Genomic DNA, 24,844 nt, shown 5'->3' on the forward strand with positions numbered 1-24,844 from the left:
CACCACTACCTTCCAGACTGCGGCTTCTGCGGTCACATCCGGTGGCTGCGTGCATGCGAGCCTTCCGATGAACAATCGCAGGACCTGGATCATTGCCGCAATCGTTGTACTTCTTGCAGGCAGCACCGGCGGGTGGCTGTTCGCCGAAGGTGATGATGCCGCGCTGATCACGGCCCCGGCAAGGGTGGCGGACCTGGAAAAGATCGTGCAGGCCGTTGGCCGGGTCAACCCCAAGGAACTGGTGGCGGTGGGCGCGCAGGTGTCGGGCCAGGTCACGCGCCTGCATGTGGCGCTGGGCCAGCGTGTGCACGCTGGCGACCTGATTGCCGAAGTGGATTCGCAGCCGCAGCGCATCGCCCTGCGCAGCGCCGAAGCGGCTGCCAACACGCTGCGTGCCCAGCACGCGGCCAGCCAGGCGCGCTACGCCCAGGCCATCCGCGTGCATGAGCGCCAGGCGCAGCTGGTGGTGTCGCGGCTTGTTTCGCAGGAAGGTTTCGAGACCGCACGGGTGGCGCGCGAAGCGGCGCGCTCGGACGTCGCAGCGCTGCAGGCCCAGATCGACCAGGCGGTGACCCAGGTGGAAACCGCGCGGATCAACCTGGGCTACACGCGCATCGTCTCACCTTCCGACGGCTACATCGTGGCCATCGTCACCAAGGCCGGGCAGACGCTGAACTCGATGCAGACCACGCCGACCATCGTGATGCTGGCACAGATGGACACGATGACGGTTCGCACCGAGATCGCGGAGGCCGATGTGGAACTGATCGCGCCCGGCCAACCCTTGTGGTTCTCCACGTTGGGGCCGGGTGGACGCCGCTACGAATCGCATCTGCAGCAGCTTGAACCTGCGCCGTCGTCGATTGCCGACGTGGCCACCGGCAACAGCGGCGGATCGGCGCAGACGCCGAAGGCGGTGTACTACGCCGGGCTGTTTGACGTACCCAATCCAGGCCTGAAACTGAAGCCGTCGATGACGGTGAAGGTGACGATCCAGCTGGCGCGTGCCGCCAATGCGCTGCAGGTGCCGTTGACGGCAGTGTCAGAGCGCGACGACAAGGCGGGCAACCGCGCGACCGTCCAGGTGATCGATGCCAAGGGCCGCGCGCACGAGCGGGCGGTGACGACCGGCCTGCGCACCGCGACTGCGGTGCAGATCCTGTCCGGCCTCAAGGCAGGCGAGAACGTGGTGATCGGGCAGGCGCCCAGCGGCGCGGAAGCCGAGTCCACCAGCCTGCTGGGGATGTGAGCATGGTCGACGCGCTGCTGGAACTGCATGGCGTATCGCGCGCCTATCGCTCGGCCGCCGGCGAGGTGGTGGTGTTGAAGGACGTGTCGCTGCGCATCGAGGCGGGCGAGTTCATCGCCATCATCGGCCCGTCCGGTTCGGGCAAATCCACGCTGATGAACATTCTGGGCTGCCTGGACCGGCCAAGCGAAGGCAGCTACCGGGTGCAGGGCGCAGCAACCGAGCAGATGTCACCCGATGAACTGGCGCACCTGCGTCGCGAGCATTTCGGCTTCATCTTCCAGCGCTACAACCTGATGGAGAACCTGAACGCCACGGAGAATGTGGCGTTGCCGGCGGTCTATGCCGGCGTGGATGCCGATGCGCGCACCGCCCGTGCGCGCATGCTGCTGGAAACGCTGGGGTTGGGTGAGCGCACCACGAACCGGCCCAGCCAGCTGTCCGGCGGCCAGCAGCAGCGCGTTTCCATTGCGCGTTCGCTGATGAACGGCGGCGCCATCGTGCTGGCCGATGAGCCGACCGGCGCGCTGGATCATGCCAGCGGCAGGCAGGTGATGGCGGAACTCAAGCGCCTGCATGCGCAGGGCCATACCGTGATCCTGGTGACCCATGATGCGGCGATCGCCGCGCACGCTTCACGCATGATCGAGATCGCAGACGGCCAGGTCGTATCCGACCGTGGTATGGGTGATCCTGCGGTTGCACGCAGTGCCGCTGTGCCCGAGCGCCGTCCAGAACCGGCCACCGAGCGCCGCGCGCGCCTGGATGCAATCAGGGAAGCTGCACGGATGGCGGTGCGTTCGATGCTGGCCCACCGGCTGCGCACCCTGCTGACCATGCTGGGCATCATCATCGGCGTGGCTGCGGTGGTGACCGTGGTTGCGTTGGGCAAGGGCGCACAGGCGCAGGTCGAGTCACAGATCAACGAACTGGGTGCCAGTACGCTGGACATCTTCCCGGGCGCGGACTTTGGTGACCCGCGCTCGGCAGAGATCGAAACGCTGGTCGTGGACGATGCCGATCACCTGGCCGCATTGAGTTACGTAGACAGCGTAAGCCCCAACCTGAGCGGTTCGGTGGCGGCACTGCAGGGCAACCGGCGCGCCAACACGCAGGTGCTTGGCGTGGGCGCTGATCTACCGCGTGTGCGCGGGCTGCGGCTGAGGGCGGGCCGGTTCTTCACCGATGCCGAGGTGGAGGCGCATCGCGCGGTGGGCGTGGTCGACCAGAAGGCGGCCAAGGTACTGTTCAACGGCAATCCGATCGGCGTCACGGTGCTGCTGGGCGGCATGCCGGTGGAAGTGATCGGCGTGGTTGGCCCCAACGCATTCGCCGGCGGGGCGACGCCGACGGTGTATGTGCCGTACACCTCCGCGTCCTCGCGCCTGCTTGGCAGCCAGCGGCTGGAGAGCATCACCGTACGCGTGCGGGATGACGTGCCAACCACCGCCGCTGAAGCCTCGCTGGGTGTGGAGCTGCAACGCCTGCACGGCCGGCGCGATTTCTTCATCTACAACGCCGACCAGATCCGCAAGGCGGTGATGAAGTCCAGCCAGACCATGGCGGCACTGGTTTCGGCCATTGCAGCGGTGGCGCTGGTGGTCGGTGGCGTGGGGGTGATGAACATCATGCTGGTGTCGGTGAAGGAGCGCGTGCGCGAGATCGGTGTGAGGCTGGCGGTGGGTGCCCGTCAGGGCGACATCCTGCGCCAGTTCCTGATCGAGGCCGTGTTGATCTGCCTGTTCGGCGGCGCGCTGGGGGTGTTGTTCGCGTTGGCTGTGGGAGCCTTGTCCAGCCTGCTGTCGCTGGGGGTGCCGTTCCTGTTCACGCCTGGGCCGGTGCTCGCCGCGCTGGCATGTTCGTCTGCCATCGGGCTCGGTTTCGGCTACTTCCCGGCGCGCAGTGCCGCACAGCTGGACCCGATCCAGGCGTTGGCGGCGGAGTAGGGTCGCGCCCGCTGCGGGGAGAGTCTCAGGTTGCCGGTCGCGGGTGCGTGCGCACGCGTGCGCGCTCGCGGTACAGGCGACTGTCGGCACGCTGCAGGGTGTCGGCCACCGACTCACCCGGGGCGTGGTGGGTCGCACCCAGTGAGAAGGGCGTGGGTGATCGACCGGCCTGCTGCGTATACCACTGCTCCAGCGCGGCCAACCGCCCCGGCTCCGGGCAGGTCAGCACCACCATGAACTCGTCGCCGCCCATGCGCACTACGCTTTCCATCGCCCCCAGTGGAGCGCGCAGGAAGGCGGCGAACTCGACCAGCACAGTGTCCCCCCGCGCGTGGCCCTGCGTATCGTTGATCTGCGTGAAATGATCCAGATCGAACATCAGGCAGGCCCAGGGTTGATCAACCAGCTCGTCCAGGCGCGGCAGGAAGCGGCGGTTGTAGCTCTGGGTCAGCGGGTCCTTGAAGGACATCTCGCGCAGCTGCTGCTCCTGCATCCGCAGTGCAGTCACATCCTGCGCATGGCCCAGCACATAGGGAGGGTTCGCCTCGCTGTCGAGCACGTTGTGATATGCCCAGAAATGGCGGGTGCCATCGGCGGCGATCAGTTCGATGACGCCGGCATCGGTGTGGTTGACCGTGATCCGCGCGAGATAGGCCTTGAATGCAGCACGCTTCTCGGGAGGCATCAGATCGCACAGGCTGCGCCCGATCATATGAGTCTCATCGAAGCCCAGCGACTGCACGGCCGCCGGGTTCACCGATGTCAGCACGCCCTCCAGTGTGTGCGTGCAGATCAGGCCGAGGCTGTAGTGGAACAGGCGCCGGTAGCGCGTCTCGCTCGCCTCCAGGGCATCCAGCGCGGCACGCTCCTCGGTGATGTCCTGGATGGCGCCGACCAGGCGAGGGTGCCCATCCACCTGCTGACGGCCACCGACCACCCGGGTCCAGATGGAGCGCCCATCGGCGGTGGTCATCGGCAGCTGCACTTCCCATGAGGTGCCTTCATCGATGCAGCGCTGGACCGCGCTGCGGATGATGTTGCGACTGTCCTCCCGATAGAAGGACAGTGCGGTGTCGAACGTGGGTTGATAGTTGCCGCGCACGCCGTGGATCTGCTTGGTTTCGCGGGTCCAGCGCACTTCGTGGGAGAGCAGGTCCATCTCCCAGCCGCCCACCCGTGCCGCGCGGTTGGTGCGTTCCAGGAAGTCCTCGCTGCGTTTCAGTTCGCGGTGCAGTGCCTTGGCCTGGCCGACCTGTGCCATCAGGGTGCTGCGCTGTTCCAGCACCTGGGTGGTGACCCGCGCCAGATGCACCATCAGTTCGCGCTGCGAGGGCGACAGCACGCCCGGCATCGGATCGAGCAGGCATAGTGTTCCGATACGGGCGCCCTGTGCCGACCCAAGCGAGATTCCCGCGTAGTGACGGATACGCGGGCCGCCGGTCACCAGGGGATTGGTGGAGAAGCGAGGGTCCTGCCGGGCATCCGGGATCTCGAACAGTTCATCCTGCTCGATGGCGTGGGTACAGAACGAGATATCGCGTGCAGTCTCGCTGACGCCTTCAAGACCGATATTGGCCTTGAACCACTGGCGCTCCTCAGCCACCACCGAGATCAGGCCCATCGTCATGCCAGTCGCTGCGCGGGCGGCAGCAACGATTGCATCGAACACCGGTTCGGCTGGCGTGTCGAGCAGGTGCAGGCGGTCGATTTCAAGCAGGCGGTCGGCTTCGTCCATGGCGCTTTGCAGGGCTGGGTGGCGAGGGCGGCTTCGGCGGCTGTCAGGTACTACGCTAGTGCGCACCACGTTATGTATCGCTACGGTGAGGTGATGCCGACGTGACGCGCTTCCGTCAATGTTTGCGAGCTGCACGCGAGGGGTGCAAAAGCGTGACGATGGTCGCGAACGAGCACGCGCCAGTGGAGGCTGCACCGGAGGATCTACAGGGCAAGCCTGTACAGAGACATCATCAGTCCGGTGCCGGCGGCGAGGCCAGTGCGGCTCGCCGGGCGGCATAGACCTCCGGCGTCTGCGGCTTGACGAACAGTGCCACCAGTTCCGGAAACTCCTGCTTCACTGCAGTTTCGATGCGGGTGATGCAGGCTTCGATCTGCGGCGTGCGCCGGTCATCCTCGAATTCCGCGCTGAGCATGGCCACGACCTGTTCCGGGCCCATCTGCATGGTGGTCACGCCATTGGCGCGGCGCAGGTCCGGATCGGTTTCGGCCACGGCCATGATCCGCTCAGCCACCGCAGGATGGGCCGGCTCACCCACCAGCAGACCCTTGGTTTCGCGTGCGAGGAGAAAGGCGGTCGCGGCAAGCACGCCCGCGATGCACAGGGATGCCACGCCATCAAGAACCGGCATGTCCAGCACCTGGGCCGCCACGAGTCCGGTCAGTGCGAAACCCAGACCCAGCAGGGCCGCGCTATCCTCCAGCAACACGGTGAAGGTGGACGGGTCCTTGCTGCGGCGGAACGCTTCGAAGTAGCCGAGCTTGCCCTTGGTGCGCCGGAACTCGCGCAGCGCCACCCACCATGAAGCCCCTTCGAACAGGATGGAGATGCCCAGCACGCTGTAGCTCAACGCGTGGTTGGTGGCCGGCTCCGGCTGGCGGATGTGCTGGATGCCTTCGTAGGCCGAAACGCCGGCACCGGCGGCGAACACCAGCAGGGCGACGATGAAGCTCCAGAAGTACAGTTCGCGGCCATAGCCGAACGGATGTACCTGGTCCGGCGCCTTGCCGGCGCGACGCAGCCCGTACAGCAGCAGCACCTCGTTGAGGGTGTCGACTAGCGAATGCACGCCCTCGCTGAGCATGGCCGAGCTGCCGGAGATGCCGGCGGCGATGAACTTGGCGATGGCAATGGCCAGGTTGCCCGCGAGGGCGGCGTAGATGACCAGGCGGGAACCAGTGGGAGCGGACATTTCGGCGGCGGGGTGAGGCGGATTCCTGATCTTCCCGATCAGCGCGTGCCTACTGTGTGCACGATGCGATCAGTGCCCCTTGGGATTGAGATACAAACGTGCCCCATCCGATTCACGGTAGCCCGTCCAACGCCCACCTCCCGACGCGCGAAAACGCCCGAAGACCGTATTGCTGGTATCGGTCAGCAGCAGCTGGTTGCCCGACAGCACCCAGCGGTTGGCCGAGAAGAATCCGTCCGGGCAGCCGGCAGGCACGTAGGCGCTGTAGCCACCGAACCACTCACTGTTCTTCAGCTCGATGGTGCAGGTGCTGCCGTTCTCCTGGCCCAGCGTCCAGCTGCCGAACAGATCGCTGTCGCGCACATCGCGGTCGCCGCGGTGGCGGTCATGGCTCCAGTCGTCGTTGTCGTCGTGGAAACCGAAGCCGACGTCGATCTCTTTGCTTTCGCTGCGTGATTCGGACTGCGAGCTGCCGCTGGTGGTGGTCTGGGTGGTCACCGAGCCACTGGTCCGGGTCTCTGTGCTGCTCGATTGGGTGGCCTGGTCGGTGCGGGTGGTCTGTTCGCCGAAGCCGAACGAGGCGTCCTGGGCAAGGGCGGGCAGGGCCAGGAAGTACAGCGCCGACAGGCAGCTACAGGCAAGCAGGGCAGCCATCGCAGGATCCTCGGAAGGGTGGATCGCGCGAGTATCGAACCGGTGGGGTGGGAGACGGTGTGAGGGCGCGCCCTGAGGCAAGCCAGCCAAGGGTAGGTGCTGTCCGCTGAAGGGTAGTGCCGGCCGCTGGCCGGCTCCCCTTTGACGCCCAGAGACCGAAGGAGTGCCGGCCAGCGGCCGGCATTACCCGCAGCCAGGCGGCCTGGCTCTACTGATCGGGTTTCACCCTTACCACCCGTTTCCGGTACTCATACACATTGTCACCGCGGATGCGCTTGTCCTCGGTGCCGGTGACCCGGCCCACCTGCTGGTCCGAACCGGTCACGGGCTGTGCCTCGATCTCGGTCTCGTGCTCGAAGGAGTGCGATTTGTCGGTGTTGCGGTAATAGCGGTACAGCGCCCAGTACAGCGCGGTCGCGCCGGCTGGGCCTGCCGCCAACAGCCAGAGGCCACTGTCGTCACTCATGTCGATGCCACCAGGAAGGCAATTGCGAGGGCTTCAATGATGGTGCCGGTGGCCAGTGCCGCCAGCAGCATCTTCCATTGCTGCACGGGCACGCTGCCCATGGTTTCGCCGGCACGGCCGTTCACCGCGATGTAGTGCAGCATGCCGCCGTTCTTTCCGGGCTGGTGGTACGAGTACAACCACACCGGCAGGTACATCGACACCCAGCGGGTGCCATGCACCTCCAGCTGCTCCTGCTCCCAGCGCACGCCACGGTTGTAGCGCTTCACCGAACCTTCCACCTGTGCGCGGGCAATCGACAGCAGCTGGTCTTCCAGTCGCGGCCGCAGCTTCTCCACGTCCAGGTTGCGCTTCTCCGAAGTGAAGCCAGCAAGGTACGAGGCATTCCACTTCACCGCGTTCTTGGTATCGAACGGCAGGATGGTGTTGATGATGTTGTTGGTGTTGGCGCGGATATCAAGATTCCCGCGCTCGGCCGAGGATTCCAGCGGAAGGTCATCCACAGTGAAATCGACCTGGCGTTCGACCTGGTAGACGTCGGCGTCATACAGGGTGCGCTTGTTTTTCTCGCTGCCTACGGTGTACTGCCGGGTCTGGATCTCGCCCTTGCCGGCCACGGCCGCGCTGACATTGCTGTCGACGATCATGTAGGGCAGGAACACGCCCACCACGTTCTCCGGGGTGAACTGGTCCTTGAATGCCTTCAGCGCGAACATGCGGCGCTTGTCGACGAACTGGCGGATGCGCGCGACCGCATCGTCCTTCTTGATATGGAAGGGCAGCACCGCGTCGGGCACCGCGCCGTTGGCGATCTGCTCGTTGACGCCGAAGACGTGGCGGCACCAGTGGCAACGCGCCGTCATCGTACTCTCGGTATTGACCGTGACTTCGGCGCCGCACCCGGTGCATTTGAACGTCATCAGTGCCGAGGTGTCGGCATCGATGTCACGCGCACCGGAGGCGATGACCGTACCGCGCAGCTGGTCGATGGCTTCGCCAAGGCCGAATTCTTCCTCGACCCGCGCGCCATGCCATTCGTGACGGCAGTACAGGCAGACCAGGATATCGGTCCCGGCTTTGGGACGGATGTCGGTGGCGCCGCACTTCGGGCAGCGGTTGAGACCGTCCTTCAGCTCGCTGGCCGAGGTATCGATTGCCACAGGATCGGGCGCTTCCACTTCATCGCGGATGGCCTGCGGCAGTTTGGAGGTGTCCAGCGGGAAGCTGCCGGGCAGGGGAGGGACGTCCTGCGGCGAACCGGGCCCATCCAACGACGCCGCCGGCAAGGGTGGCGGCGTCGCGGGCGCGGATCCGGGCAGCGGCGGTGGGCCGTTTCGGGGATCGGACATGTTGGGTGTACGTCCTGCCGTTACAGGCCCAGTGCCTTGGCCTTGAGCGCGTCGTAATCGCTCTGGGTGATCAAGCCCAGATCGAGCATTTCCTTGGCCTTCTTCAGCTTGGCGACCGGATCGTCGGCCGCCGGGGTGGCCGGCTGCTGCATGCCGCCGACACCGAACATGCCAGACGCCATGCCGACACCGACCAGACCTGCCGCGCCGCCGTTTTCGCCGGCCGACTGGATGCCCTGGGCGACGCTGGCCTGCAGGTTGGAATTGCCGCGCGAACCGGACAGCGCATCGGCGCGCTGCACGGTCTTCAGCAGCTCGCGGGTGTTGGCGTCGTACTCGATCGAGACGATGGCGGTCTTGACGATGGCCAGGCCGCGGTCGGACTTCCACTGGTAACCCTGTTCGACGGCGGCCGACAGGCTCTGCGCGAAGCCCAGCGAGTCCTGCTGCAGCTTGGTGATGCGGTTGCCCTTGCCCGGATCGTTGGTATACAGGCTGAAGGCCGGCGCCAGCGAACCGACCACTTCATTGAACAGCTGGCTGGCGGCGGCGTTGTCCAGATCGGTGAAGTCGAACACCTGGCCCGGCTGCAGGTAGCTGGCCGGCACGAAGTTCTTCACGAACAGGATCGGGTCGACGATCTTCAGCGTGTACGAGCCACGGGTGACCGCGCCTACCTGGGTGTTGAGGAAACCGTCGTCCCAGTAGATTTCCGACTGGGTGCCGAAGCGGTTGTCCGGCAGTTCCTTCAGCGAGACGAAATAGGCCGCCTGCTGCGAACCCGGCTGGCCGCCAAACTTGAAGCGTTCCCAGCTCTGCTTGATGAAGGTGCTGACCAGGCCGTCGCCGGCGAAGATCGACTGCGAGTTCAGATCGTCCGAGCGCCACTCGTAGCCACCCGGTTCGGCGACGAACGCGGTGATCGCGCCGTCCTGGAACAGCAGCAGGCCGTAGCCCTCCGGCACGATGATCTTCGAGCCGTTGCTGATGATGTTGGACGAGCCGCTGGTGTTGGAGCCGCGGCCGGCATTGGTGCCCTGCGGCACCGCCGCGAACAGGGCGGCCGTGGACGGCAGGCCCGCCGGCACGGTGTAGAAGTCCTTCCACTGGTCGGCCAGCACACCGCCAACCGCACCCTTCACCGCCTGTACCAGACCCATGACCAACTCCCTGTGATTCGAAGGCAGGCACCATGCCTGCCGAGCTGGACTGAATATAGCAGCGGTGGAGGACGGCAGTAGTGCCGGAACATGAATCCGGATCAGCGCCGGCCAGTGCCGGTTGGCCCGGCCCGTACCGCCTGCAGCACGGCCGCCATGTCCAGCGCCCCCGATCCGGACGCCAGTGCCTGTGCGAACAGCGCGTCGCTGGCGTCGATCAAGGGCGCATGCATGCCCACCTCATGGGCGGCAGCGGCTACCAGCCCACTGTTCTTGCGCACGTCGGTGATCGACGCCTGCACGCTGAAGTCACCACGGATCATTTTGTCCAGCTTGATTCGCGATACTTCGCTGGCCATCGGCCCTGCGTTGAGCACCTGCGCGAAGCGATCAAGCTCGATGCCGTGTGCTTCGGCGAAGTACACCGCTTCGGCCAAGCCGGTGACCAAGGTGATCAGGTACAGGTTCACCGCCAGTTTCATGCGCAGTGCGGACGGCACTGCACCACAGCACACCGTTTGCCTGCCCATCGGTGCAACCAGTGGGGCGGCTGCCGCGAGGTCGACATCGGCACCGGCCAGCAGGATCACCAGCTGCGCCGCTTCGGCCTGCACGCGTGAGCCAGACACCGGCGCTTCCACGTAGCGGCCGCCCGCGGCGCGGATCTGTTCGGCCAGCGCCTGTGAGTACGCTGCCGAGCTGGTACCCATGTTGATCAGCAGGCGGTCCTCGACCCGCTCGCCAAACGCCGCGCCATGCCGATCGAGCACGCTGTCGATGGCATCGTCATTGGCCAGCATCAGGATGAGGGTGTCGCAGGCCGCGAATACCTCGTCCACCGCCTCGCAGACGTTGATGCCGGCGGTGCGCGCGGCCGCATGGTTGCGGTCGGAGCGCGACCAGCCGCATACCTCGTAACCTGCGCGAGCCAGATGGGCCGCCATGGGCGTTCCCATCACTCCAAGTCCCAGGAATCCGATGCGCATGATGGACGTCCGCTGGCCGCAGATCGCCCATCATGCCATGGGCAGTGGCCGCTAGAGCATGTAAGGAATCTTGAACGCCAGCGTGAAGTCCGGTGCGTCCGGGGTCAGTCCGATGCCCAGCAGTGTCACCAGCGTGGTGTGCTGGTTCAACGCATAGGTCACGCCCAGGTTCAGTGATGCCGCATTGGCGTCACTGCCGATCACCTTCATCCACTTGCCGCCCTGGAAGCGGGTGGAGGCGCGGGCGCTGATGCGGTCGCTGAAGGACAGGCTCAGGCTGGTCCGCTCGTTGAATGCGAAGGCAACACCTGCACCGAAGTACACCGAGCCGCCCAGCTTCACGTCGCCTGGGTTGACCGTATCCGGATTGCTGTCGATGTCGCTGAAGCCGCGAGGGATGGAGTGCACGTACCCGATGTTGGCGAACAGGATGGCCGGGTCAGCGGTCTTCACCATCGACAGGCCGAGGTTGGCCTGCCATACGCCGTTGCCAGTGGGCTGCTCGCGCGGCACGGCGAAGCGGATGTAGTCGTCGTCATCGCGCTCGATCACCTTCCAGTCCAGGCCGTAGGGTGCGCGCCCGGTGGGGGCGGTGACACCGGCCGTGAGCACGGTCTCCGGGCGCCAGCCGCGTTCGCCGAACAGCCGGTAGTTCGCGCTCAGTGCAATGTCGCCCAGGCCGTTGCCGTTGGTCTGCTCCTGCGCGATGGCGGCCGCTGCACCGCCGGCGCCGCCTTTCTGGTATACGGTGCGCCGCGCCAGGTAGGGCACATCCAGGTTGAGGGTCAGGTTCGGGCTGACGCCCCAGCGGGCCGCCACGTTATAGGTCAGCGAGTCGGACTCCACGTTCTCGATGGCGATATTGCCTAGGAAGATGGCGTCCAACGCGAGGAAGCCGTTGAGGGTGAGCTGCTTGCGGTCATAGCGGGCGTAGGTGAGGCTGTTCTCGATGGTGAAGCGACGGGAGAACAGGGCCGATTGCTGCTGCTTCACGTCGTCCACGCTGCGCCGCGACTCCTGCTTGGCCTGTTGGGCCTCGGCAGCGGTACTGGCGTAGCCCTCGCTGCTCGGTGGAACCGCGGCGGCCGCTGCCTGCGCCAGTGGTGCGGCCGGTGGGGTCGAGGCTGGGCCAACCCGCCCGCCCAGGCGTGCCTGCATGGCCTGCACCTGCATGTCCAGTTCGCGCAGCCGCCGCACCTCCTGTGCGTAGTTGGCTTTCAGCTGTTCCAGCTGGTTGGCCAGGGCCTGCACGTCTGCGCCATCGTCAGGCGTCGGCGGCACGGCAAGGGCGGTGCCCGCCAGCGCCGCCAGCGCCAACGGGGTGATCCTCATCAGGGTGTGCATGTTCGTGTCCTGCGTTGTGGAGCGTTTCCCCCAATGCCAGGCCCTGCTACTGGCCCGGCCCCATGCCGCGGTTCAACGCAATCGCCTGGGCCACGTTCTGGCTCAACGGCAGGTTGCCGCCCACGGCGTTGCGCACCAGCGCCAGCCGCAGCTGGTTGCTGGCGATCTGGCCGTCACCGGTAAGGGCGATGCCCTGGCCGACGCTGCCATTGCGGATCCACTGCTGCACCAGCCCCTGGCCATCCACCTGCAGCAGCAGGCGTGCCTGGTTGCCTTCCAGCACGGCCGTCGCGCTGGCGCCGGCCTGCTGCGCGGTGACGTTGCCTGCGCCATCAGAGAGAACAGCCGGCACGCCACCCTCGCGGACGGTCAGCGTGGTGACGTTGCGCGCGACATTGCCATCGCCGGCCACCTGCACGCTCTGCACCAGGCCGCTGGCATTGGCCAGGCCGCTGCTGTCGATGCTGCGTCCGTGGGTATCGGGCAGCGGCGCATCGGCTGCCGTGACATGCACGCTGGGCTGGAAGCTGAGCTTCGGCGCGCCACCACCGCGGAAGTCCATGCCCAGGGTCAGGCTGCCCTGCAGGGTCGTGCCGTTGCTGGCCTGCCACTGCGACACCATGGTGACCCCGAACCAGGCAACGTTGTTGCCACCCACGGTGTAGCGCCCCCGCATCAGGCTCAGCTCCGGGTCGGGGATTTCCGTGAGTCCACGCCCGGTCCTGCCGTCGGCGGCCTGCAGGGGCAGGGCAGGGGCCATCAGCAGCAGCGCCATCCATACGTGTTGACGGAACATGGTCGTACCTCCTCAGAACAGGTCGGCGTGGCTGAAGCCGAAGTCGACCAGTTCGGCATCGGTGATCGGCCCTTGCCGCGCATAGAGCGCGCGGGCACTTGGCCGTTCGCTGGGTTGCAGAAGAACGGTGTTGCGATCGAAGTCGCTGCCGATCACCACGAAGACCGCGCGAGATGGCCAGGCAGCCAGGAACTCCGGCAGCGCCAGGCTGCGGTTGCCGAGGATCGGGTCGGCCACTTCCACGATGCCGTTGCGGACCTGCTTGAGCACCACGAAATGGCGGAAGCCGCGCACATCCATCAGCACCAGTCCTGGCACGCGAAGGGTGCGCAGTCGTGTTTCATCGATGCGGTAGCCCCGGCCACGCATGCCGAGCGATTCCACGTAGCGCTTGATGTCGAGCAGGGAGAAGCCGCGTTCGGCCACCAGCGCTGGATCGGAAACCCCCATCATTCCTTCGATCACCGTCGCTTCGTCGGTCTGCAGGTGATAGGCATGGCGCAGGATGGTCGCCAATGCGGCCGCCCCGCAGCTGTAATCGGTGTGCTGGCGCACCACGTTGCGGTAGCGCCGCTCCTGCATGCTTTCCACCTTCTGCTGCAGCAGCGCGCCATTGGGCAGCACGCCGGCGAAGTGGACCTCGCCCGCCCATGCCGATGCGGTGCCCATCAGCAACAGGAAGGCCAGCAGGCGCATCGATGGAGGGCAACGGATCATCTACGTTCTCCGGCGGCAGGGGGGAGCCCCTGTCCCAAGGGGGAGGAGGAACAGGGGCTCCCGGGGACCCGGCCATTGGCGGACGGCCGGGGTGTTGCGCTTACTCGCCGCTGCCACCACCGCCGCCGGTGCTGGGCTGGGCAACTGCCAGGGCCAGGCTGTTGGCCTGCAGGTTGCCGGTGCCCGCGGCAACGTTCACGCCGATGTTGCCGGAGGCGCCCGAGAAGGCACTGCCGGACAAGGCCGAGGTGTTGGTCGCATTGACGTTCACCCAGCGCGTGGTGCTGACCGTGCCGCTGAGGCTGGCATACAGGTCGGCCACGCCCAGTTCGACGAACTGGCTGGTGCCACTCTCACGCGTATCGAAGCCCAGGCCGCCCACCCCCGGCCGGTTGGGGTTCATCGTGGCGTTCTGGATCTGGTTGTCCAGATCGATATGGCCGGTGCTGTTGCCACCCGGGTGCGGCAGCTCGCCACTCCACGTATCCAGGTAGTAGTTGGCCATCTGGTAGGCGTTGCCGGTGCCGCGGTAGGTGCCCGCGCCATAGGCCAGTGTCAGGCCGCTGACGCCGCCACGCATGCCGACCTGCACGGTATCGGTGTAGGACTGCACGAAGCCGGCATTGCTGACCGTGTTGCCGGTGGAGACCTGGTTGGAGCTGATGCTCGACTGGGCCACCGCCGTGGTCGCGACCGAGGCCGCGAGGGCGTTCTTCTGCTCATTGTTGTTGCCCGAGGCGATGTTCACGCCGATGTTGCCGGACGCGCCGCCAAAGGCGTTGCCGCTGAGACCTGCGGCGTTGGTGACACCGGAGTTCATGGTGGCGTTGCCGAAGCCGGCCTGGTTGACGAACACCTCGGCGTCGGCCATGCCGAAGCTGAAGGACGCATCGGCCGCAGATAGTGAGGCCGCGTTGTCCTGCGCATTGTTGTCGCCGGAGACGACATTGAAGCCCAGATTGCCCGAGGCACCGGCGCCGACGCTGTCACCGATCGACGCGCTGTTGGTGACCAGGCTGTTGCTGGTGGCGTTGTTGCTGATCGACTGCCGGTTGTCGATCACGGCAATGGCCGCCGAGTCGAGGTCGATGTCACCGGTGATGTTCGGGTCGCCGGAGAAATTGATGTCGGTGCTCAGGCGCAGGTCCTTCTCCAGGTTCACGTCGACGCCGTGGTTGTTCTTTTCCTTGCGTTCGTCGGCCTGGATGTTGCTGTGCTTCTGCACATTGACGTTGACGGTGCGGTTGCGCACGTCGTTGTCGGTGTGGTTGTGCGTGTCGTTGCGGGTCTCGCTGACGGTGTGGTTGTGGTTGATGTTCGCGTTGGCGTTCTGGTTGTCCCAGCCATTGGCCGCAGCGGCGGTCGAGGCAGTGGCAATCGCCATGGCGAGCATGGTCTGTTTGACGGTCGCTTTCATGGTGCCCTCTCTCTCATCAGGTGGTGCATCGGTTGGGTGGTTGTCACGGGCGGTCCTGCACGACCAGGCCCAGTACGTTGGCCGTGTCGTTGCCGTTGCCCGCGATCTGATTGAGTTGCAGGACCCCGTCGAATCCCCGCAGTGCGGTGCTGGCTACACCGGCGCTGCGGGTGCCCGTCGCGACGCCGCGACCGGTGTCGTCCCGCCCCCCTGCCAACGCGGAACCCTCGGCGGCCAAGGCCGTATCGTCGGTTTCGCGTATGCCCTGTCGGGCCAGCGTCGCGCTGACGACGTTGAGCGTCGTGTTGGCGATGCCGCTGGCCTGGTTGATGGATGCGATGCCACTGGCACCGGCCAGTGCGTCACCGCCAATGAACGCGGTGGCCTGCAGCGGCCCGGACAGCACGCGGTTGCCCTGCTGCAGTTGCCGGGCATTGATCGCCACGTCGGCGCGATCGCCCTTGGCGATACCCCGCAGGTTGGCCTGCACGTTGAGGTCGCCGGCGGCCTGGCTCACGGCGATGGCACCCGTCGCCCCGGCCAGTGCGTGGCCGTCGATGCGGGCCACGTCGAGATAGGCGAGCATGCCGCCGTAGTCATCGGCGCGGGTCGCCCAGGGCGCGGCAGCGAGCAGCAGAAGCAAGCCTTGCAGGGCCTTCATTTTCCACCTGCCGGGGCCGTGCCCTGCAGGGGGAACTGGGCCAGTGCGCCGCGCACGGTATCGGCGATACCGCGGGTGTTGCTGCCGACCGCACCAAGCGGACCGCTCATGGCGCCCCCGAGGTTGCTGCCGACCATGCCATCACCACCGCGGCCAAGCGTGCCGCCCAGGGCCTGCTGGGTGACCCGTTCAACCGTAGTGCCGCCCGGTGTCGCGACGGACGCTGCCTGGCCGGCACCCATGCCGGCATAGTCCTCGTCGCTCAACTCGTCCATGCCGTTCGTCGTGCCACCGGCGCCCAATGCGGTGGCGATCTCGCGCTGTGGCTTCGGGTCGGCAATCAGCGCCATGCCCGGTGGTGCCATGCGATAGGCCGGCCGCGCGGATACGTCCCGCAACAGGACGATTTCGCCCGGCTGTGCCTTCACGCCCTGGCGGGCGCCGGACGCGGATGCGCCCGCGCCAACCAACAGCAGGGCGATTGCCAGTGCTGCGGCCAAGCAGCGAATCAGGGTGGTGCCGTCCATGCCGATCTCCCGCGATGGGTGCGGCGGAACCACGCATCAACCGTGCCAACCTGGAAGTGCCCACCCGCCAATGTCGGGACCGTGCAGCACCTGACCGTGCTGCTGCCACGGTGTTACAGGCACGTCGCGGAATCGTTGGGATTTCGAAGCCCCAGGCACCGCGGGGCAAGGGCGGCGGGCAACTGTCGCATGGGTGTTACAGGTGGCGCCGCCGTCTGCAACGGTGCCGGTTCAGCCACGAATTTCTTGACGCATTGCTCATTGCGCTGCCGTTTAGGGAAGCGCTAGGATCCGCCCAACAAAGGCCGCCCCGGTGGCCGTAGAGGTCCCGGCGGGGGGGCGGCACGCCGGCGATTGCCTGACAGTCCGCCGACGGTGTCCGGATGCTGGGGGAAGCATGGCAGCGGTCCCGGAGGCTTCTACGTCACGTTGCGTGCTCTGGTTTGGCGAGCCGTTGGCGAACGAGCGCAGTGCGCTGGCGGCAGCAGGCTGGTATGTGCGCAGCATCCATCCCGATCCCGCCATGGCGATAGGCCTGCGTGGGCGCGATCGATTGCTCGCCGTACTCGATCTGCGCCATCTCGATGCGGCGTCGCTGCAGCTGCTGGCACCGTGGATCGAGCAGCACCAGCATCTGCCCTGGCTGGCGGTACTGCCACCGGGCGCCGGACCCACATCGCCGGCCTGGCTGCCGTTGCTGCAGCGATGTGGCGCGCGCTTCACGCTGCCGTTCGGCCTGCAGGACCTGGTCTGCGCAATGCGCCAGCAGTTCGATGCGGATGATCCGCCTGTCGATGCAACCTGCAGTGGGTACGGACCGCACGCATTGATTGGCGAAAGCGCTGCGCTGCATGCGGTGCGCACGGTGCTGCACAAGTTCGCGCCGGTGGAACTGCCGGTGCTGGTCACCGGCGAAACCGGTACAGGCAAGGAACTGGCTGCACATGCGCTGCATGCGCTGTCGGGGCGCGCCGGCAGGCCTTTCATTGCGGTGAACTGTGGTGCGATTCCGGCCAGCCTGGTGCAGTCGGAGCTGTTCGGCCACGAACGTGGCTCGTTCACCGGTGCCGACAAGCGGCAGATCGGCGTGTTCGAATCCGCCCATGGCGGTACGGTGTTTCTTGATGAGGTAGGCGATCTGCCGGCAGAAGCGCAGACCAGCCTGCTGCGCGTGCTGCAGGAGGGAACCTTCGAGCGCGTGGGCAGCAGCCAGCCGCTGCGCGCGGACGTGCGGGTACTTGCCGCGACCCACGTCGAACTGGAACACGCGGTGGCGCAGGGGCGGTTCCGCAGCGATCTCTACTACCGCCTGAACGTGCTGCGCCTGCTGATGCCACCACTGCGCGAGCGCGGTGCCGACGTGCAGCTGCTGGCCGAGCACTTCCTGCGCTGCTTCCGGTTGCGCCACAGCGTGCGTGCACGCGGCTTCGCACCGGCCGCACTGCAGGCGATGCGGCGCTTCGACTGGCCCGGCAACGTACGCGAACTACTGAACCGTGTGCAGCGTGCAGCGATCATGGCCGAAGGCGAGCTGATCAGTGAGCGTGACCTGGAGCTGGGCGCATCGGCGGCGGTCCTGCCGGCGGCGATGCTGCACGATGCACGGGGGCAGGCCGAGCGCGATGTACTGCTGCAGACCCTGCGCCAGACCGGCTACAACGTCTCCGAGTGCGCGCGGCAGATGCAGATATCGCGGGTCACGGTGTATCGCCTGTGCCGCAAGCACCGGTTGGAACTGCCTGCACAGCGCTGATCAGCCGGCCGCCAGGTGCTTGAACAGGCGCAACGGTTTGCCCGCGACGCGCTCGATCACGCCCTTGGCTTCCAGGTCCAGCTGCACGGCCTTCAACCACCAGCCGGCGGTGGCACCTGCCGGGAACAGCGCGGCGGGCAGGTGTGGCAGCAGTGCCTGTTTCGCCTGCGCGACGGTCAGGCCGGGCGGTTGCGCGGGCAGCGCCCGCAGCAAGGCATGGCGCATGGCGAGGTACTTGGCGCGATCCACGCGCTGGATGTGCCCGGGCGTGGTGATGCTTTCGATCTCGATCCGTTCGGGCTCAGGCATGGGTATCTCCCGTGACCTCGATGCGTGGGCTGCGGAAGCCCATGGCAATCCACGCCTTCATCAACCGGGCATAGAAGCGCAGCGACCGGGTCTTCAGGTTCGGCACATCGTCAGGAAGCACAGACGCATCAGGAAGATCACTGACCATGGTCCGCATCTCCACGGCAGGTCTTGTCGATGCCGGCCACAACAGGCCATGCAGGCTCAGCCAATGGCCGCCGCTGAACTCCAGGAAGAGCGGCGTATTGCAGCAGCCCGCCAGCACGCGGCGGCTGCCGCCCCTGCTGGACAATCGCAAGGCACGCAGCATGGAATGTCCGGCATCGATGCTGACGCGATCCTTGCGATGCATTACGAAGAGCGTCTGGCCATGCCGGCCCAGTACGGCCGGTGCGCGGGGCAGCGCCTGCAGCATGGCGCCGGCCTTGCGGCAGCTGTCGCAGCAGCATTCGACGGTGGCAATGGGACGGCCCGTGGCGGTCAGGCGGACCTGGCCGCAGGCGCAGGCAAGGGACTGATGGGAGGGCATCTGCATTTTCTCCTGGGGTAGTCATCCTCTCGACGAATCGGGGCGCCGGGAATCGACACCATCCGCCTTCAAGGGCGCTTCATCCGGTAGCGGACGCGGTACAGGTCCAACCCTGCACCGTCCGCGCGCCGCGCCGAATAGGTCAAGCTGCCGGGTTGCGAGCCATCCAGCATCGCGCCGTAGCTGTCGCCGGAGGCCTCGTTCAAGAGGGAGGGCAACGCATGGCCGGCGTCATAACGGCCTCCACGCTCGTAGGCAATGAACTGGCGCACCGGTGCACTGCCGAAGTCCAGGGCGCGGGCAAACACCACCGTGCGGCCGTCACCGAGGAAGGTGGCATCGAACTCCTGCGCTGCGGTATTGAGGTCTCCCGGCAGCGGCCGTGCCGGCTGTGCCATGCCACGGACCATCGCTGCGACGTAGATGTCATGGCCACCCGCACCGCCCGCACGATCGCTGGAGAACAGCAGCGTGGCTGCGTCCGGCGAGAGCATCGGCGCGAATTCATCGGCCGCGCTGTTCACTGCCGGGCCAAGATTGACCGGCTCCCCGAATCGACCGTCGCTCCCCATGCTGACCCGATACAGATCGTCGCCGCCCTGGCCACCTGCGCGATCCGAACAGAAATACACCATGCGGCCATCGGCGGAAAAGGCGGGATCGAAGTCGCGCCCCGGCGTGTTGAACGGCACCGGCGTCGCCGGCCGCCAGCGCTGCCCATCGTTGCGGGAGACCCAGATGTCATACCCGCCCGGACCGCCGGGCCGGTTGCGGCTGAACCACAGTGCGGTTTTCCCGTCCGGACTCAAGGTCAGTCGAATCTCGTCGTATTGCGTGGATGCAACGCCCGGGGCAAAGCGCTCGGCGGGGCCGACGATCCGCAGCACCCTTGATGGAGACGCGGGAGGCGACGCAGCAACCAGCAGCATCACGGCCAGCAGCGCCTTCATGCCTGTCGCTCGAAGTCGCTGACCCAGTTTGTTTCCCAGCTGCGCCCACCATCGGCCGAGGCCGCCTGTTCCCAGCGCGCCGAGCGCGGGGTAATGCGTGACCAGATCACCCGCGTCTGGATTGATCGACCGTCGTGCTGGTCTTCGCCGAAGAAGCGGCCGACACCGGCCTGGAAACCACCACGCAGTGGCGCGCCGATCCGGGTCGGCTCGCGGCCATCCAGCCACCAGCTCAGCCAGTGCTGCTCCGCCGCATTCCAGGCACGGATGCCCATGCCGCGCAGCGGTGCTCCAGGCACGTCCATCAGGTTGTCACCCACGTTGCCGAATCCTCCCAGGACCGGCCAGTTGTGCAGGGTGCCGTTGAACGCGTCCCACGCGTCGCTGCCTGCCAGCCGAGCGCGCAGGCGACGATGGCGCACGTTCCAATGGCCCACCAGGAAATCAAAGTCGCCCGGTGCATCCGGCAGCTTCGGAAGCGGAGAGGGGACCGCAGCAGTTCGGCGGAACCAGTTGCGCCAGTTCACTTCCCAGTGCGCACCGGCATCGTCGGAGAACGCCTGTTCCCACCACGGCTCCTCGCCGTGGATGTCATGCCAGCGGAACCACACATCGATGGGGCGCCCGTCGATCCGGTCGGTGCCACGGAAGCTGCCGGCATCGCCCTCAAAGCCCCCGCGCACGGGGGCTTCGATATGGGCAGGATTGCGGCCATCGATCCACCAGATCGACCACGTGGAAGACACTGGATCAAATGCACGCACGCCCAGCCCCCTGTAGGGGGCCGAAGGCAGCGCCATCACGTTGTCATCAATGGTGCCGAGCCCGCCCAGGGTGAGCCAGACCGCGCTGGAGCCGGTGAAAGACTCCCAGCGGGTATCGCCGACCAGGCGCTCCTTCAGGCGTTGGTGCCGGACCCGCCAGTTGCCCTGCAACCATGTCCAGTCTTCGCTGTGGCTGGCCAGGGCCCACCCGGAGGGCAGGGCGGTGGACGCTGCCGCGGCGGCCAAAGTGGCCAGGAACTGCCGTCGATCCATGTGCGTGATCCCCTACCGAAGGTGCCTCCATCGTTGCGGGCAGGAGGGGGGATTGACCACGCAGATATCGGGGCTCAGGCTAAGCCACACTTATGGTGACCCAACGCCAGCTTCCGTCGCTTGCCGCCATCCGTGCCTTCGAGGCGGCGGCGCGGCTGGGCAGCTTCGCGCGTGCCGCCGAAGAGCTCGACACCAGCGCGGCATCGGTGAGCTACCACGTGCGGCGGCTGGAGGCCCAGACCGGTACCTGCCTGTTCCTGCGCCATGCACAGCACGTAGAACTGACGGCGACGGGGGCCAGCGTCGCGCAGGAGGCCACCCGGGCATTCGATGCACTGCGCGCCAGCTTCATGCGCGCCGCAGACATGGATGCGGCGCGACTGCGCCTGTCTGTACTGCCCACGCTGGGCACCAGTTGGCTGACGCCGCGGCTGGGCACGTTCCGCGCCCGCCACCGGCAGTTCGTGCTGGAGCTGGACCTGTCGGCAGCGCCGCAGGATCTGGCCGCCGGTCACTTCGATGCGGCCATCCGCAATGGCCAGGGCGAATGGCCAGGTCTTCAGGCAACTCCTTTGTTTCCCAGCGTGTTCACACCGTTGTGTGCGCCGGCGCTGCTGCCAGCGGCCCGTGGGCTGGGCAGCAGCGCGCTGGAAATTCCCCTGCTCGGGCGGCCGGACTGGTGGGCTCTGTGGTTTGCCGCGCACGGGGACCTTCCACCGCCGGCACCGGAGAGTTTCGTCGCGCCCTTTGCCGTCGAGCATCTGGATGTCGGCGCCGCGATCGCAGGGCAGGGCATCGCCATTGGTTCGCCGATCCTGTTCCAGGCCGAGCTGGACAGCGGGCGTTTGGTGCAGGCGCATCCGGGGGTGGCCAGCGACGGTCGCAGCTTGTGGTTCGTGGCACCCACGGCGCGAGGTGGCAGTGCCAAGGTCATTGCATTCCGTGACTGGCTGGTCCAGCAGGCCGCCGAGGCGCGGCATGCAGCCCGCCATTACCTGGCCCGGGCGGTAATGCCATGAGTCAGAGCCCCGAACTGCTGCGGCGCCTGCTGCGCGCCAAGGACCGGATGGATCGGGCCAGCCATGAGGAATGGCCCGTCGCGCGCCTGGCTGAGGTCAGTGCGGTGTCGCCGGCGCACTTCGCCCGCTCGTTCAAGCAGGCCTTCGGGCTGCCGCCGCACCGTTATCTGCTCAGCCGCCGCATCGAACGAGCGGTGGCGCTGCTGCGTGATACCGATCTGGCGGTGACCGAAATCGCCGCGCAGACCGGATGGCGCAGCCTGGGTACCTTTGGCCGCATCTTCCGTGACATCACCGGTGACAGCCCGGGCACTGTGCGCGAGCGTGAGCGTGCTGGCCAGGCGGCGTCGGCCAGTGTGCCGGAATGCCACGCACGCGCCGCGCAGCGCCCCCGCCTGGACACATCCGTGCTGGAACAACGTCGCCGTCGCGCGCCGGCGGTGGCACTCGCCGTGGAGCGTCAGGCCGGCACGGCAGGAGCGGTACAAGGACTGCCGGCATCGGCTTCAGGGTCACTCGCGGCGAGCACACCTTCAAGACCAGAAACGTCGGTGTCCAGGAGGCAGGTCGCAAACATCAGGAAGCGGTAGGCGTCGGCAAAATTCGAACCGAGCCCAAATGAAATCCTGACCGCGCCACAATCTCCCTTGTCCAGGATCTTCTCATCGAAGGCGGTGCAGTCGAGGATCTTCCCGGTCTTGTCCAGTTCGCAGTGCTCGGCACCCGCAGTTGCATAGGTTGCCTGCTGGACAGCTCCGAGGTTGCAGAAGCATCCGTTGCGCAGGGTGATGCCGAAGCGGTCGGCGAGGTGCTTGACGCGGGCATGCGGCACGATCGAGCCATAGCAGTCGAAAAAGTTGAGCATCACCGTCGCTCCTTTTCGCTGTGCCGGCGGGCCGTACACGCGGCACAGTGGTGTGTCGCCGCGCACGGTATGGCGAAGCGCGGCAAGACGCACCTCGATCCACCGGGCCAGTGCAGTGGAGTGCAGCGCGAGGGCTTCGGCGCCGCCCATTCGTGCCACGAAGGCAAAGCCCCGGGCGATCGCCGGGAACGCGGCGTAGTTGGGTGTTCCCACCTCAAAACGTTGCCCGGCATCGCGATACAGCAGCCGCTCGGTGGGCGACCAGGGGCCTGAGTAGTAGCAGACTCCGCCACCGGCAAAGGACGGTGGCCTGAGCAGTTGCAGCGACGAGCGGCGGGCAAGCAGGCAGCCTGCGCCGGTGGGGTAGCCGAAGATCTTGTAGAACGAGGCCACCACAAAATCCGGTTGAAGGGTGCCGCAATCCAGCCGCGCCTGCGGGACCAGTGCGGCTGCATCGCACAGCACCATCGCACCGTGCGCCTGCGCGCGGGCGATCCAGGCGAGGTCATGCCGCGCGCCGGTCGCGTTGGACTGGGCGGGAAAGGCCAGCAGGTGTGGGGCGCCGTCGCCCAGCCGCTGCAGCGCACGCCGCATCAGGTCGTCGTGCAGCAGCAGATCGTCGTCCAGAGGGATGTACTTCACCGAGGCGCCCTTGGCCCTGGCGTATTCGCGCAGTCCATGCACCGACGTGTGATTGTCCTTGGTCAACAGCAGCTGCGTGCACGGTTGGAACGGAAACGATTCCGCCACAAGCCGGATCGCGCTGCTGGCGTTCGCAGTGAATATCACTTCGTACTCGTCCGGAGAGCAGTCAAAGAAGGCGTAGATGGCATCCCGCGCCTCCTGGTATGCCGCCTGCGAGGCCTTCGATCCGCTATGCGGATTTCCCAGGATTGCGTGCTTCAACGCCTGCAGGTCCTGTTCGAGCAGGCTTTCGGGTGGCAGGGTTCCGCCTACATGATCCAGATACGTGACGTGCTGCTCGTCCAGCCGTGCGTACTCCTCGTTGCGCATCTTCTCTACCGATGCGTCGGGGAAGCCGGGATACTCAGCCAGGAACTCCGCCTTGGCAGCGGTGAATGCAGCGAGCCCCTGTGCCTCCTGCACGGCGATTGCGCACTCGACGCCCGCGCTGGACGCGCGATGGGTCAGCTGCTGGCAGCGCACCAGCGGCGAGAAGTCGGGCGACGCGATGTCCACCGTCGTGCCCGCATTGGCGGGATCGGCCTGGCCGCGCAGCAACCATGCCTCCACCCGGTAGCATTGGTCAGGCACGTCCTTGCCGAACTGCGCCAGCATCAGGTCCAGGTAGTGCTCACGGGTGCGGGTGTCGCACTGGTTGAACTCTTCGAGCAGGATGCAGGCATTGAACAGGAACTCGCGCGCACCGGCTGCGTCGAGCGAGAACGACAGGGGATGCAGCCCAGCAGGCACGTCGTTGGCCCGGGACAGCCCTTCGATCGCGAAGGCGCGGGTGATCGGCGACGGGTCGGTCAGGCTCAGCGCCGCGTCCATCAACCGGGAAGGCATGCCGAAATGCAGCTGCGATTGCTGGCGGGTGAGTTCGAAGAGCTGGTTGTAGTGGAACATCGTCGCGTAGACACGCCCCCCGGCCGCAGCACGCGCCGGAACTCCCTGGCCACGCGCGCCTTGTCGGGCGGGAACATCAGGCCGAAGCCGCAGACAATCACATCGAAGCTGTTGTCATCGAATGGAAGCTCTGCCATGTCCACGTCGGCCAACAACGGAACGTTCTGCTGGATCTCGGGGTTCAGGACACGTCGGGCCATGTCCACCGCAATCTGCGAGAGATCGCTGGCCACCAGCCGCAAGCCCCGTGGCCGCGCAAGATCCTCATACAGGCTGGCGGTGATCACCCCGGTGCCGCATGCCACTTCCAGCACGTCCTTGACCGCGAACCCTGCATCGATGTCGCTGGCGATTTCCCCGGCCAGCAGCATCCCGTAAGGCTGGAAAATGCGAGGGCTCAATATCCGCTCATAGAATTCCATGAAGGTACTGAGCGACCAGCGGCTGTCGGACACAACTTTGCATTGGCGTTGCGTTACGTCCTGCATGATGCGCTCCCTGTCGGCGTGATGGTGCCGATGAATCCCGGTCCGCGCGGTTATCGCATGCGCCCTCAGGCGCGTGCGTGATTGGCATCACATTAAGTTGACTTA

At 66.4% G+C, this 24,844-nt stretch carries 23 protein-coding genes and 1 pseudogene; 5 read left to right on the plus strand and 19 right to left on the minus strand.

Annotated features, from left to right (window positions below):
- Positions 1-67 precede the first annotated feature (67 nt).
- The gene (locus N5D20_RS03805; protein WP_279914318.1) at positions 68-1,249 is read left to right on the plus strand and encodes an efflux RND transporter periplasmic adaptor subunit; all 1,182 of its coding nucleotides are present in this window, start codon (positions 68-70) and stop codon (positions 1,247-1,249) included.
- A 2-nt stretch (positions 1,250-1,251) separates the two neighbouring features.
- Complete coding sequence (locus tag N5D20_RS03810; protein ID WP_279914319.1) at positions 1,252-3,195, plus strand: MacB family efflux pump subunit; 1,944 nt, start codon at positions 1,252-1,254, stop codon at positions 3,193-3,195.
- A gap of 25 nt (positions 3,196-3,220) precedes the next feature.
- On the opposite strand, the gene N5D20_RS03815 is transcribed toward N5D20_RS03810, so the two are convergent.
- From N5D20_RS03815 to N5D20_RS03875, 13 genes are all read right to left on the minus strand, one after another.
- Positions 3,221-4,930, minus strand: coding sequence for a PAS domain S-box protein (locus N5D20_RS03815; RefSeq protein ID WP_343236686.1), 1,710 nt, complete (start codon positions 4,928-4,930; stop codon positions 3,221-3,223).
- 232 nt (positions 4,931-5,162) lie between these two features.
- The gene (locus N5D20_RS03820; protein ID WP_279914321.1) at positions 5,163-6,122 is read right to left on the minus strand and encodes a cation diffusion facilitator family transporter; all 960 of its coding nucleotides are present in this window, start codon (positions 6,120-6,122) and stop codon (positions 5,163-5,165) included.
- A 69-nt stretch (positions 6,123-6,191) separates the two neighbouring features.
- A complete protein-coding gene (locus N5D20_RS03825) occupies positions 6,192-6,776 on the minus strand; it encodes an AprI/Inh family metalloprotease inhibitor (protein WP_049455165.1) in 585 nt (194 codons plus the stop codon).
- A gap of 208 nt (positions 6,777-6,984) precedes the next feature.
- Complete coding sequence (locus N5D20_RS03830) at positions 6,985-7,242, minus strand: hypothetical protein (RefSeq protein WP_010485524.1); 258 nt, start codon at positions 7,240-7,242, stop codon at positions 6,985-6,987.
- Positions 7,239-8,591 (minus strand): TFIIB-type zinc ribbon-containing protein, encoded by a 1,353-nt coding sequence (locus tag N5D20_RS03835; RefSeq protein WP_279914322.1) that lies wholly within the window; start codon positions 8,589-8,591, stop codon positions 7,239-7,241. Before N5D20_RS03835 ends, N5D20_RS03830 begins: the two co-directional genes overlap by 4 nt.
- 20 nt (positions 8,592-8,611) lie before the next feature.
- Entirely contained in the window at positions 8,612-9,751 is a 1,140-nt protein-coding gene (locus tag N5D20_RS03840) for an SPFH domain-containing protein (protein WP_049455166.1), read from the minus strand.
- Between the two features lie 101 nt (positions 9,752-9,852).
- Positions 9,853-10,761 carry an NAD(P)-dependent oxidoreductase gene (locus N5D20_RS03845; RefSeq protein ID WP_258306715.1) on the minus strand — a complete coding sequence of 303 codons (909 nt, stop codon included), beginning with the start codon at positions 10,759-10,761 and terminating at the stop codon, positions 9,853-9,855.
- Positions 10,762-10,788: 27 nt separating this feature from the next.
- The gene (locus tag N5D20_RS03850; protein ID WP_049409609.1) at positions 10,789-12,081 is read right to left on the minus strand and encodes a transporter; all 1,293 of its coding nucleotides are present in this window, start codon (positions 12,079-12,081) and stop codon (positions 10,789-10,791) included.
- Positions 12,082-12,127: 46 nt separating this feature from the next.
- Positions 12,128-12,877, minus strand: coding sequence for a hypothetical protein (locus N5D20_RS03855; RefSeq protein WP_279914323.1), 750 nt, complete (start codon positions 12,875-12,877; stop codon positions 12,128-12,130).
- A gap of 12 nt (positions 12,878-12,889) precedes the next feature.
- Positions 12,890-13,594, minus strand: a complete 705-nt coding sequence (locus N5D20_RS03860; protein WP_019659781.1) for a C39 family peptidase — start codon at positions 13,592-13,594, stop codon at positions 12,890-12,892.
- A gap of 100 nt (positions 13,595-13,694) precedes the next feature.
- Positions 13,695-15,011, minus strand: coding sequence for a hypothetical protein (locus N5D20_RS03865; protein ID WP_057504019.1), 1,317 nt, complete (start codon positions 15,009-15,011; stop codon positions 13,695-13,697).
- A 43-nt stretch (positions 15,012-15,054) separates the two neighbouring features.
- Positions 15,055-15,672 carry a hypothetical protein gene (locus N5D20_RS03870; RefSeq protein WP_279914324.1) on the minus strand — a complete coding sequence of 206 codons (618 nt, stop codon included), beginning with the start codon at positions 15,670-15,672 and terminating at the stop codon, positions 15,055-15,057.
- Positions 15,669-16,199, minus strand: a complete 531-nt coding sequence (locus tag N5D20_RS03875; RefSeq protein WP_049409617.1) for a hypothetical protein — start codon at positions 16,197-16,199, stop codon at positions 15,669-15,671. Before N5D20_RS03875 ends, N5D20_RS03870 begins: the two co-directional genes overlap by 4 nt.
- Positions 16,200-16,596: 397 nt before the next feature.
- On the opposite strand from N5D20_RS03875, the gene N5D20_RS03880 reads away from it, so the two are divergent.
- The gene (locus N5D20_RS03880; protein WP_279914325.1) at positions 16,597-17,952 is read left to right on the plus strand and encodes a sigma-54 dependent transcriptional regulator; all 1,356 of its coding nucleotides are present in this window, start codon (positions 16,597-16,599) and stop codon (positions 17,950-17,952) included.
- On the opposite strand, the gene N5D20_RS03885 is transcribed toward N5D20_RS03880, so the two are convergent.
- The 4 genes from N5D20_RS03885 to N5D20_RS03900 all read right to left on the minus strand — a co-directional run bounded on the left by N5D20_RS03885 (position 17,953) and on the right by N5D20_RS03900 (position 20,777).
- Positions 17,953-18,261 carry a hypothetical protein gene (locus N5D20_RS03885; protein WP_049433778.1) on the minus strand — a complete coding sequence of 103 codons (309 nt, stop codon included), beginning with the start codon at positions 18,259-18,261 and terminating at the stop codon, positions 17,953-17,955.
- On the minus strand, positions 18,254-18,676 hold the full coding sequence (locus N5D20_RS03890; RefSeq protein ID WP_279914326.1) for a hypothetical protein: 423 nt from the start codon (positions 18,674-18,676) through the stop codon (positions 18,254-18,256). Before N5D20_RS03890 ends, N5D20_RS03885 begins: the two co-directional genes overlap by 8 nt.
- Before the next feature lie 182 nt (positions 18,677-18,858).
- Entirely contained in the window at positions 18,859-19,740 is an 882-nt protein-coding gene (locus N5D20_RS03895; RefSeq protein WP_279914327.1) for a hypothetical protein, read from the minus strand.
- A complete protein-coding gene (locus tag N5D20_RS03900; RefSeq protein WP_279914329.1) occupies positions 19,737-20,777 on the minus strand; it encodes a hypothetical protein in 1,041 nt (346 codons plus the stop codon). Before N5D20_RS03900 ends, N5D20_RS03895 begins: the two co-directional genes overlap by 4 nt.
- Before the next feature lie 92 nt (positions 20,778-20,869).
- On the opposite strand from N5D20_RS03900, the gene N5D20_RS03905 reads away from it, so the two are divergent.
- Entirely contained in the window at positions 20,870-21,796 is a 927-nt protein-coding gene (locus tag N5D20_RS03905) for a LysR substrate-binding domain-containing protein (protein ID WP_279914330.1), read from the plus strand.
- Positions 21,793-22,224: pseudogene (locus N5D20_RS03910) on the plus strand (helix-turn-helix transcriptional regulator); the annotation flags it as partial. The gene N5D20_RS03905 and the pseudogene N5D20_RS03910, both read left to right, overlap by 4 nt.
- 32 nt (positions 22,225-22,256) lie before the next feature.
- Here the strand turns inward: N5D20_RS03910 and N5D20_RS24700 are convergent.
- Positions 22,257-24,176, minus strand: a complete 1,920-nt coding sequence (locus N5D20_RS24700) for an aminotransferase class V-fold PLP-dependent enzyme (protein WP_343239043.1) — start codon at positions 24,174-24,176, stop codon at positions 22,257-22,259.
- On the minus strand, positions 24,176-24,739 hold the full coding sequence (locus N5D20_RS03920; protein WP_279914332.1) for a class I SAM-dependent methyltransferase: 564 nt from the start codon (positions 24,737-24,739) through the stop codon (positions 24,176-24,178). Before N5D20_RS03920 ends, N5D20_RS24700 begins: the two co-directional genes overlap by 1 nt.
- Positions 24,740-24,844: the final 105 nt, after the last annotated feature.

Source organism: Stenotrophomonas sp. GD03877 (genome assembly GCF_029840555.1).
Classification (GTDB): Bacteria; Pseudomonadota; Gammaproteobacteria; order Xanthomonadales; family Xanthomonadaceae; genus Stenotrophomonas; species Stenotrophomonas geniculata.

Coding starts and splice junctions, on each gene's coding strand:
- N5D20_RS03805 (WP_279914318.1), top strand. CDS start 68: ATGAACAATCGCAGGACCTGGATCATTGCCGCAATCGTTGTACTTCTT.
- N5D20_RS03830 (WP_010485524.1), bottom strand. CDS start 7,242: ATGAGTGACGACAGTGGCCTCTGGCTGTTGGCGGCAGGCCCAGCCGGC.
- N5D20_RS03920 (WP_279914332.1), bottom strand. CDS start 24,739: ATGCAGGACGTAACGCAACGCCAATGCAAAGTTGTGTCCGACAGCCGC.
- N5D20_RS03825 (WP_049455165.1), bottom strand. CDS start 6,776: ATGGCTGCCCTGCTTGCCTGTAGCTGCCTGTCGGCGCTGTACTTCCTG.
- N5D20_RS03880 (WP_279914325.1), top strand. CDS start 16,597: ATGGCAGCGGTCCCGGAGGCTTCTACGTCACGTTGCGTGCTCTGGTTT.
- N5D20_RS03885 (WP_049433778.1), bottom strand. CDS start 18,261: ATGCCTGAGCCCGAACGGATCGAGATCGAAAGCATCACCACGCCCGGG.
- N5D20_RS24700 (WP_343239043.1), bottom strand. CDS start 24,176: ATGGACGCGGCGCTGAGCCTGACCGACCCGTCGCCGATCACCCGCGCC.
- N5D20_RS03840 (WP_049455166.1), bottom strand. CDS start 9,751: ATGGGTCTGGTACAGGCGGTGAAGGGTGCGGTTGGCGGTGTGCTGGCC.
- N5D20_RS03890 (WP_279914326.1), bottom strand. CDS start 18,676: ATGCTGCAGGCGCTGCCCCGCGCACCGGCCGTACTGGGCCGGCATGGC.
- N5D20_RS03820 (WP_279914321.1), bottom strand. CDS start 6,122: ATGTCCGCTCCCACTGGTTCCCGCCTGGTCATCTACGCCGCCCTCGCG.
- N5D20_RS03850 (WP_049409609.1), bottom strand. CDS start 12,081: ATGCACACCCTGATGAGGATCACCCCGTTGGCGCTGGCGGCGCTGGCG.
- N5D20_RS03875 (WP_049409617.1), bottom strand. CDS start 16,199: ATGGACGGCACCACCCTGATTCGCTGCTTGGCCGCAGCACTGGCAATC.
- N5D20_RS03810 (WP_279914319.1), top strand. CDS start 1,252: ATGGTCGACGCGCTGCTGGAACTGCATGGCGTATCGCGCGCCTATCGC.
- N5D20_RS03860 (WP_019659781.1), bottom strand. CDS start 13,594: ATGATCCGTTGCCCTCCATCGATGCGCCTGCTGGCCTTCCTGTTGCTG.
- N5D20_RS03895 (WP_279914327.1), bottom strand. CDS start 19,740: ATGAAGGCGCTGCTGGCCGTGATGCTGCTGGTTGCTGCGTCGCCTCCC.
- N5D20_RS03905 (WP_279914330.1), top strand. CDS start 20,870: ATGGTGACCCAACGCCAGCTTCCGTCGCTTGCCGCCATCCGTGCCTTC.
- N5D20_RS03855 (WP_279914323.1), bottom strand. CDS start 12,877: ATGTTCCGTCAACACGTATGGATGGCGCTGCTGCTGATGGCCCCTGCC.
- N5D20_RS03865 (WP_057504019.1), bottom strand. CDS start 15,011: ATGAAAGCGACCGTCAAACAGACCATGCTCGCCATGGCGATTGCCACT.
- N5D20_RS03835 (WP_279914322.1), bottom strand. CDS start 8,591: ATGTCCGATCCCCGAAACGGCCCACCGCCGCTGCCCGGATCCGCGCCC.
- N5D20_RS03815 (WP_343236686.1), bottom strand. CDS start 4,930: ATGGACGAAGCCGACCGCCTGCTTGAAATCGACCGCCTGCACCTGCTC.
- N5D20_RS03870 (WP_279914324.1), bottom strand. CDS start 15,672: ATGAAGGCCCTGCAAGGCTTGCTTCTGCTGCTCGCTGCCGCGCCCTGG.
- N5D20_RS03900 (WP_279914329.1), bottom strand. CDS start 20,777: ATGGATCGACGGCAGTTCCTGGCCACTTTGGCCGCCGCGGCAGCGTCC.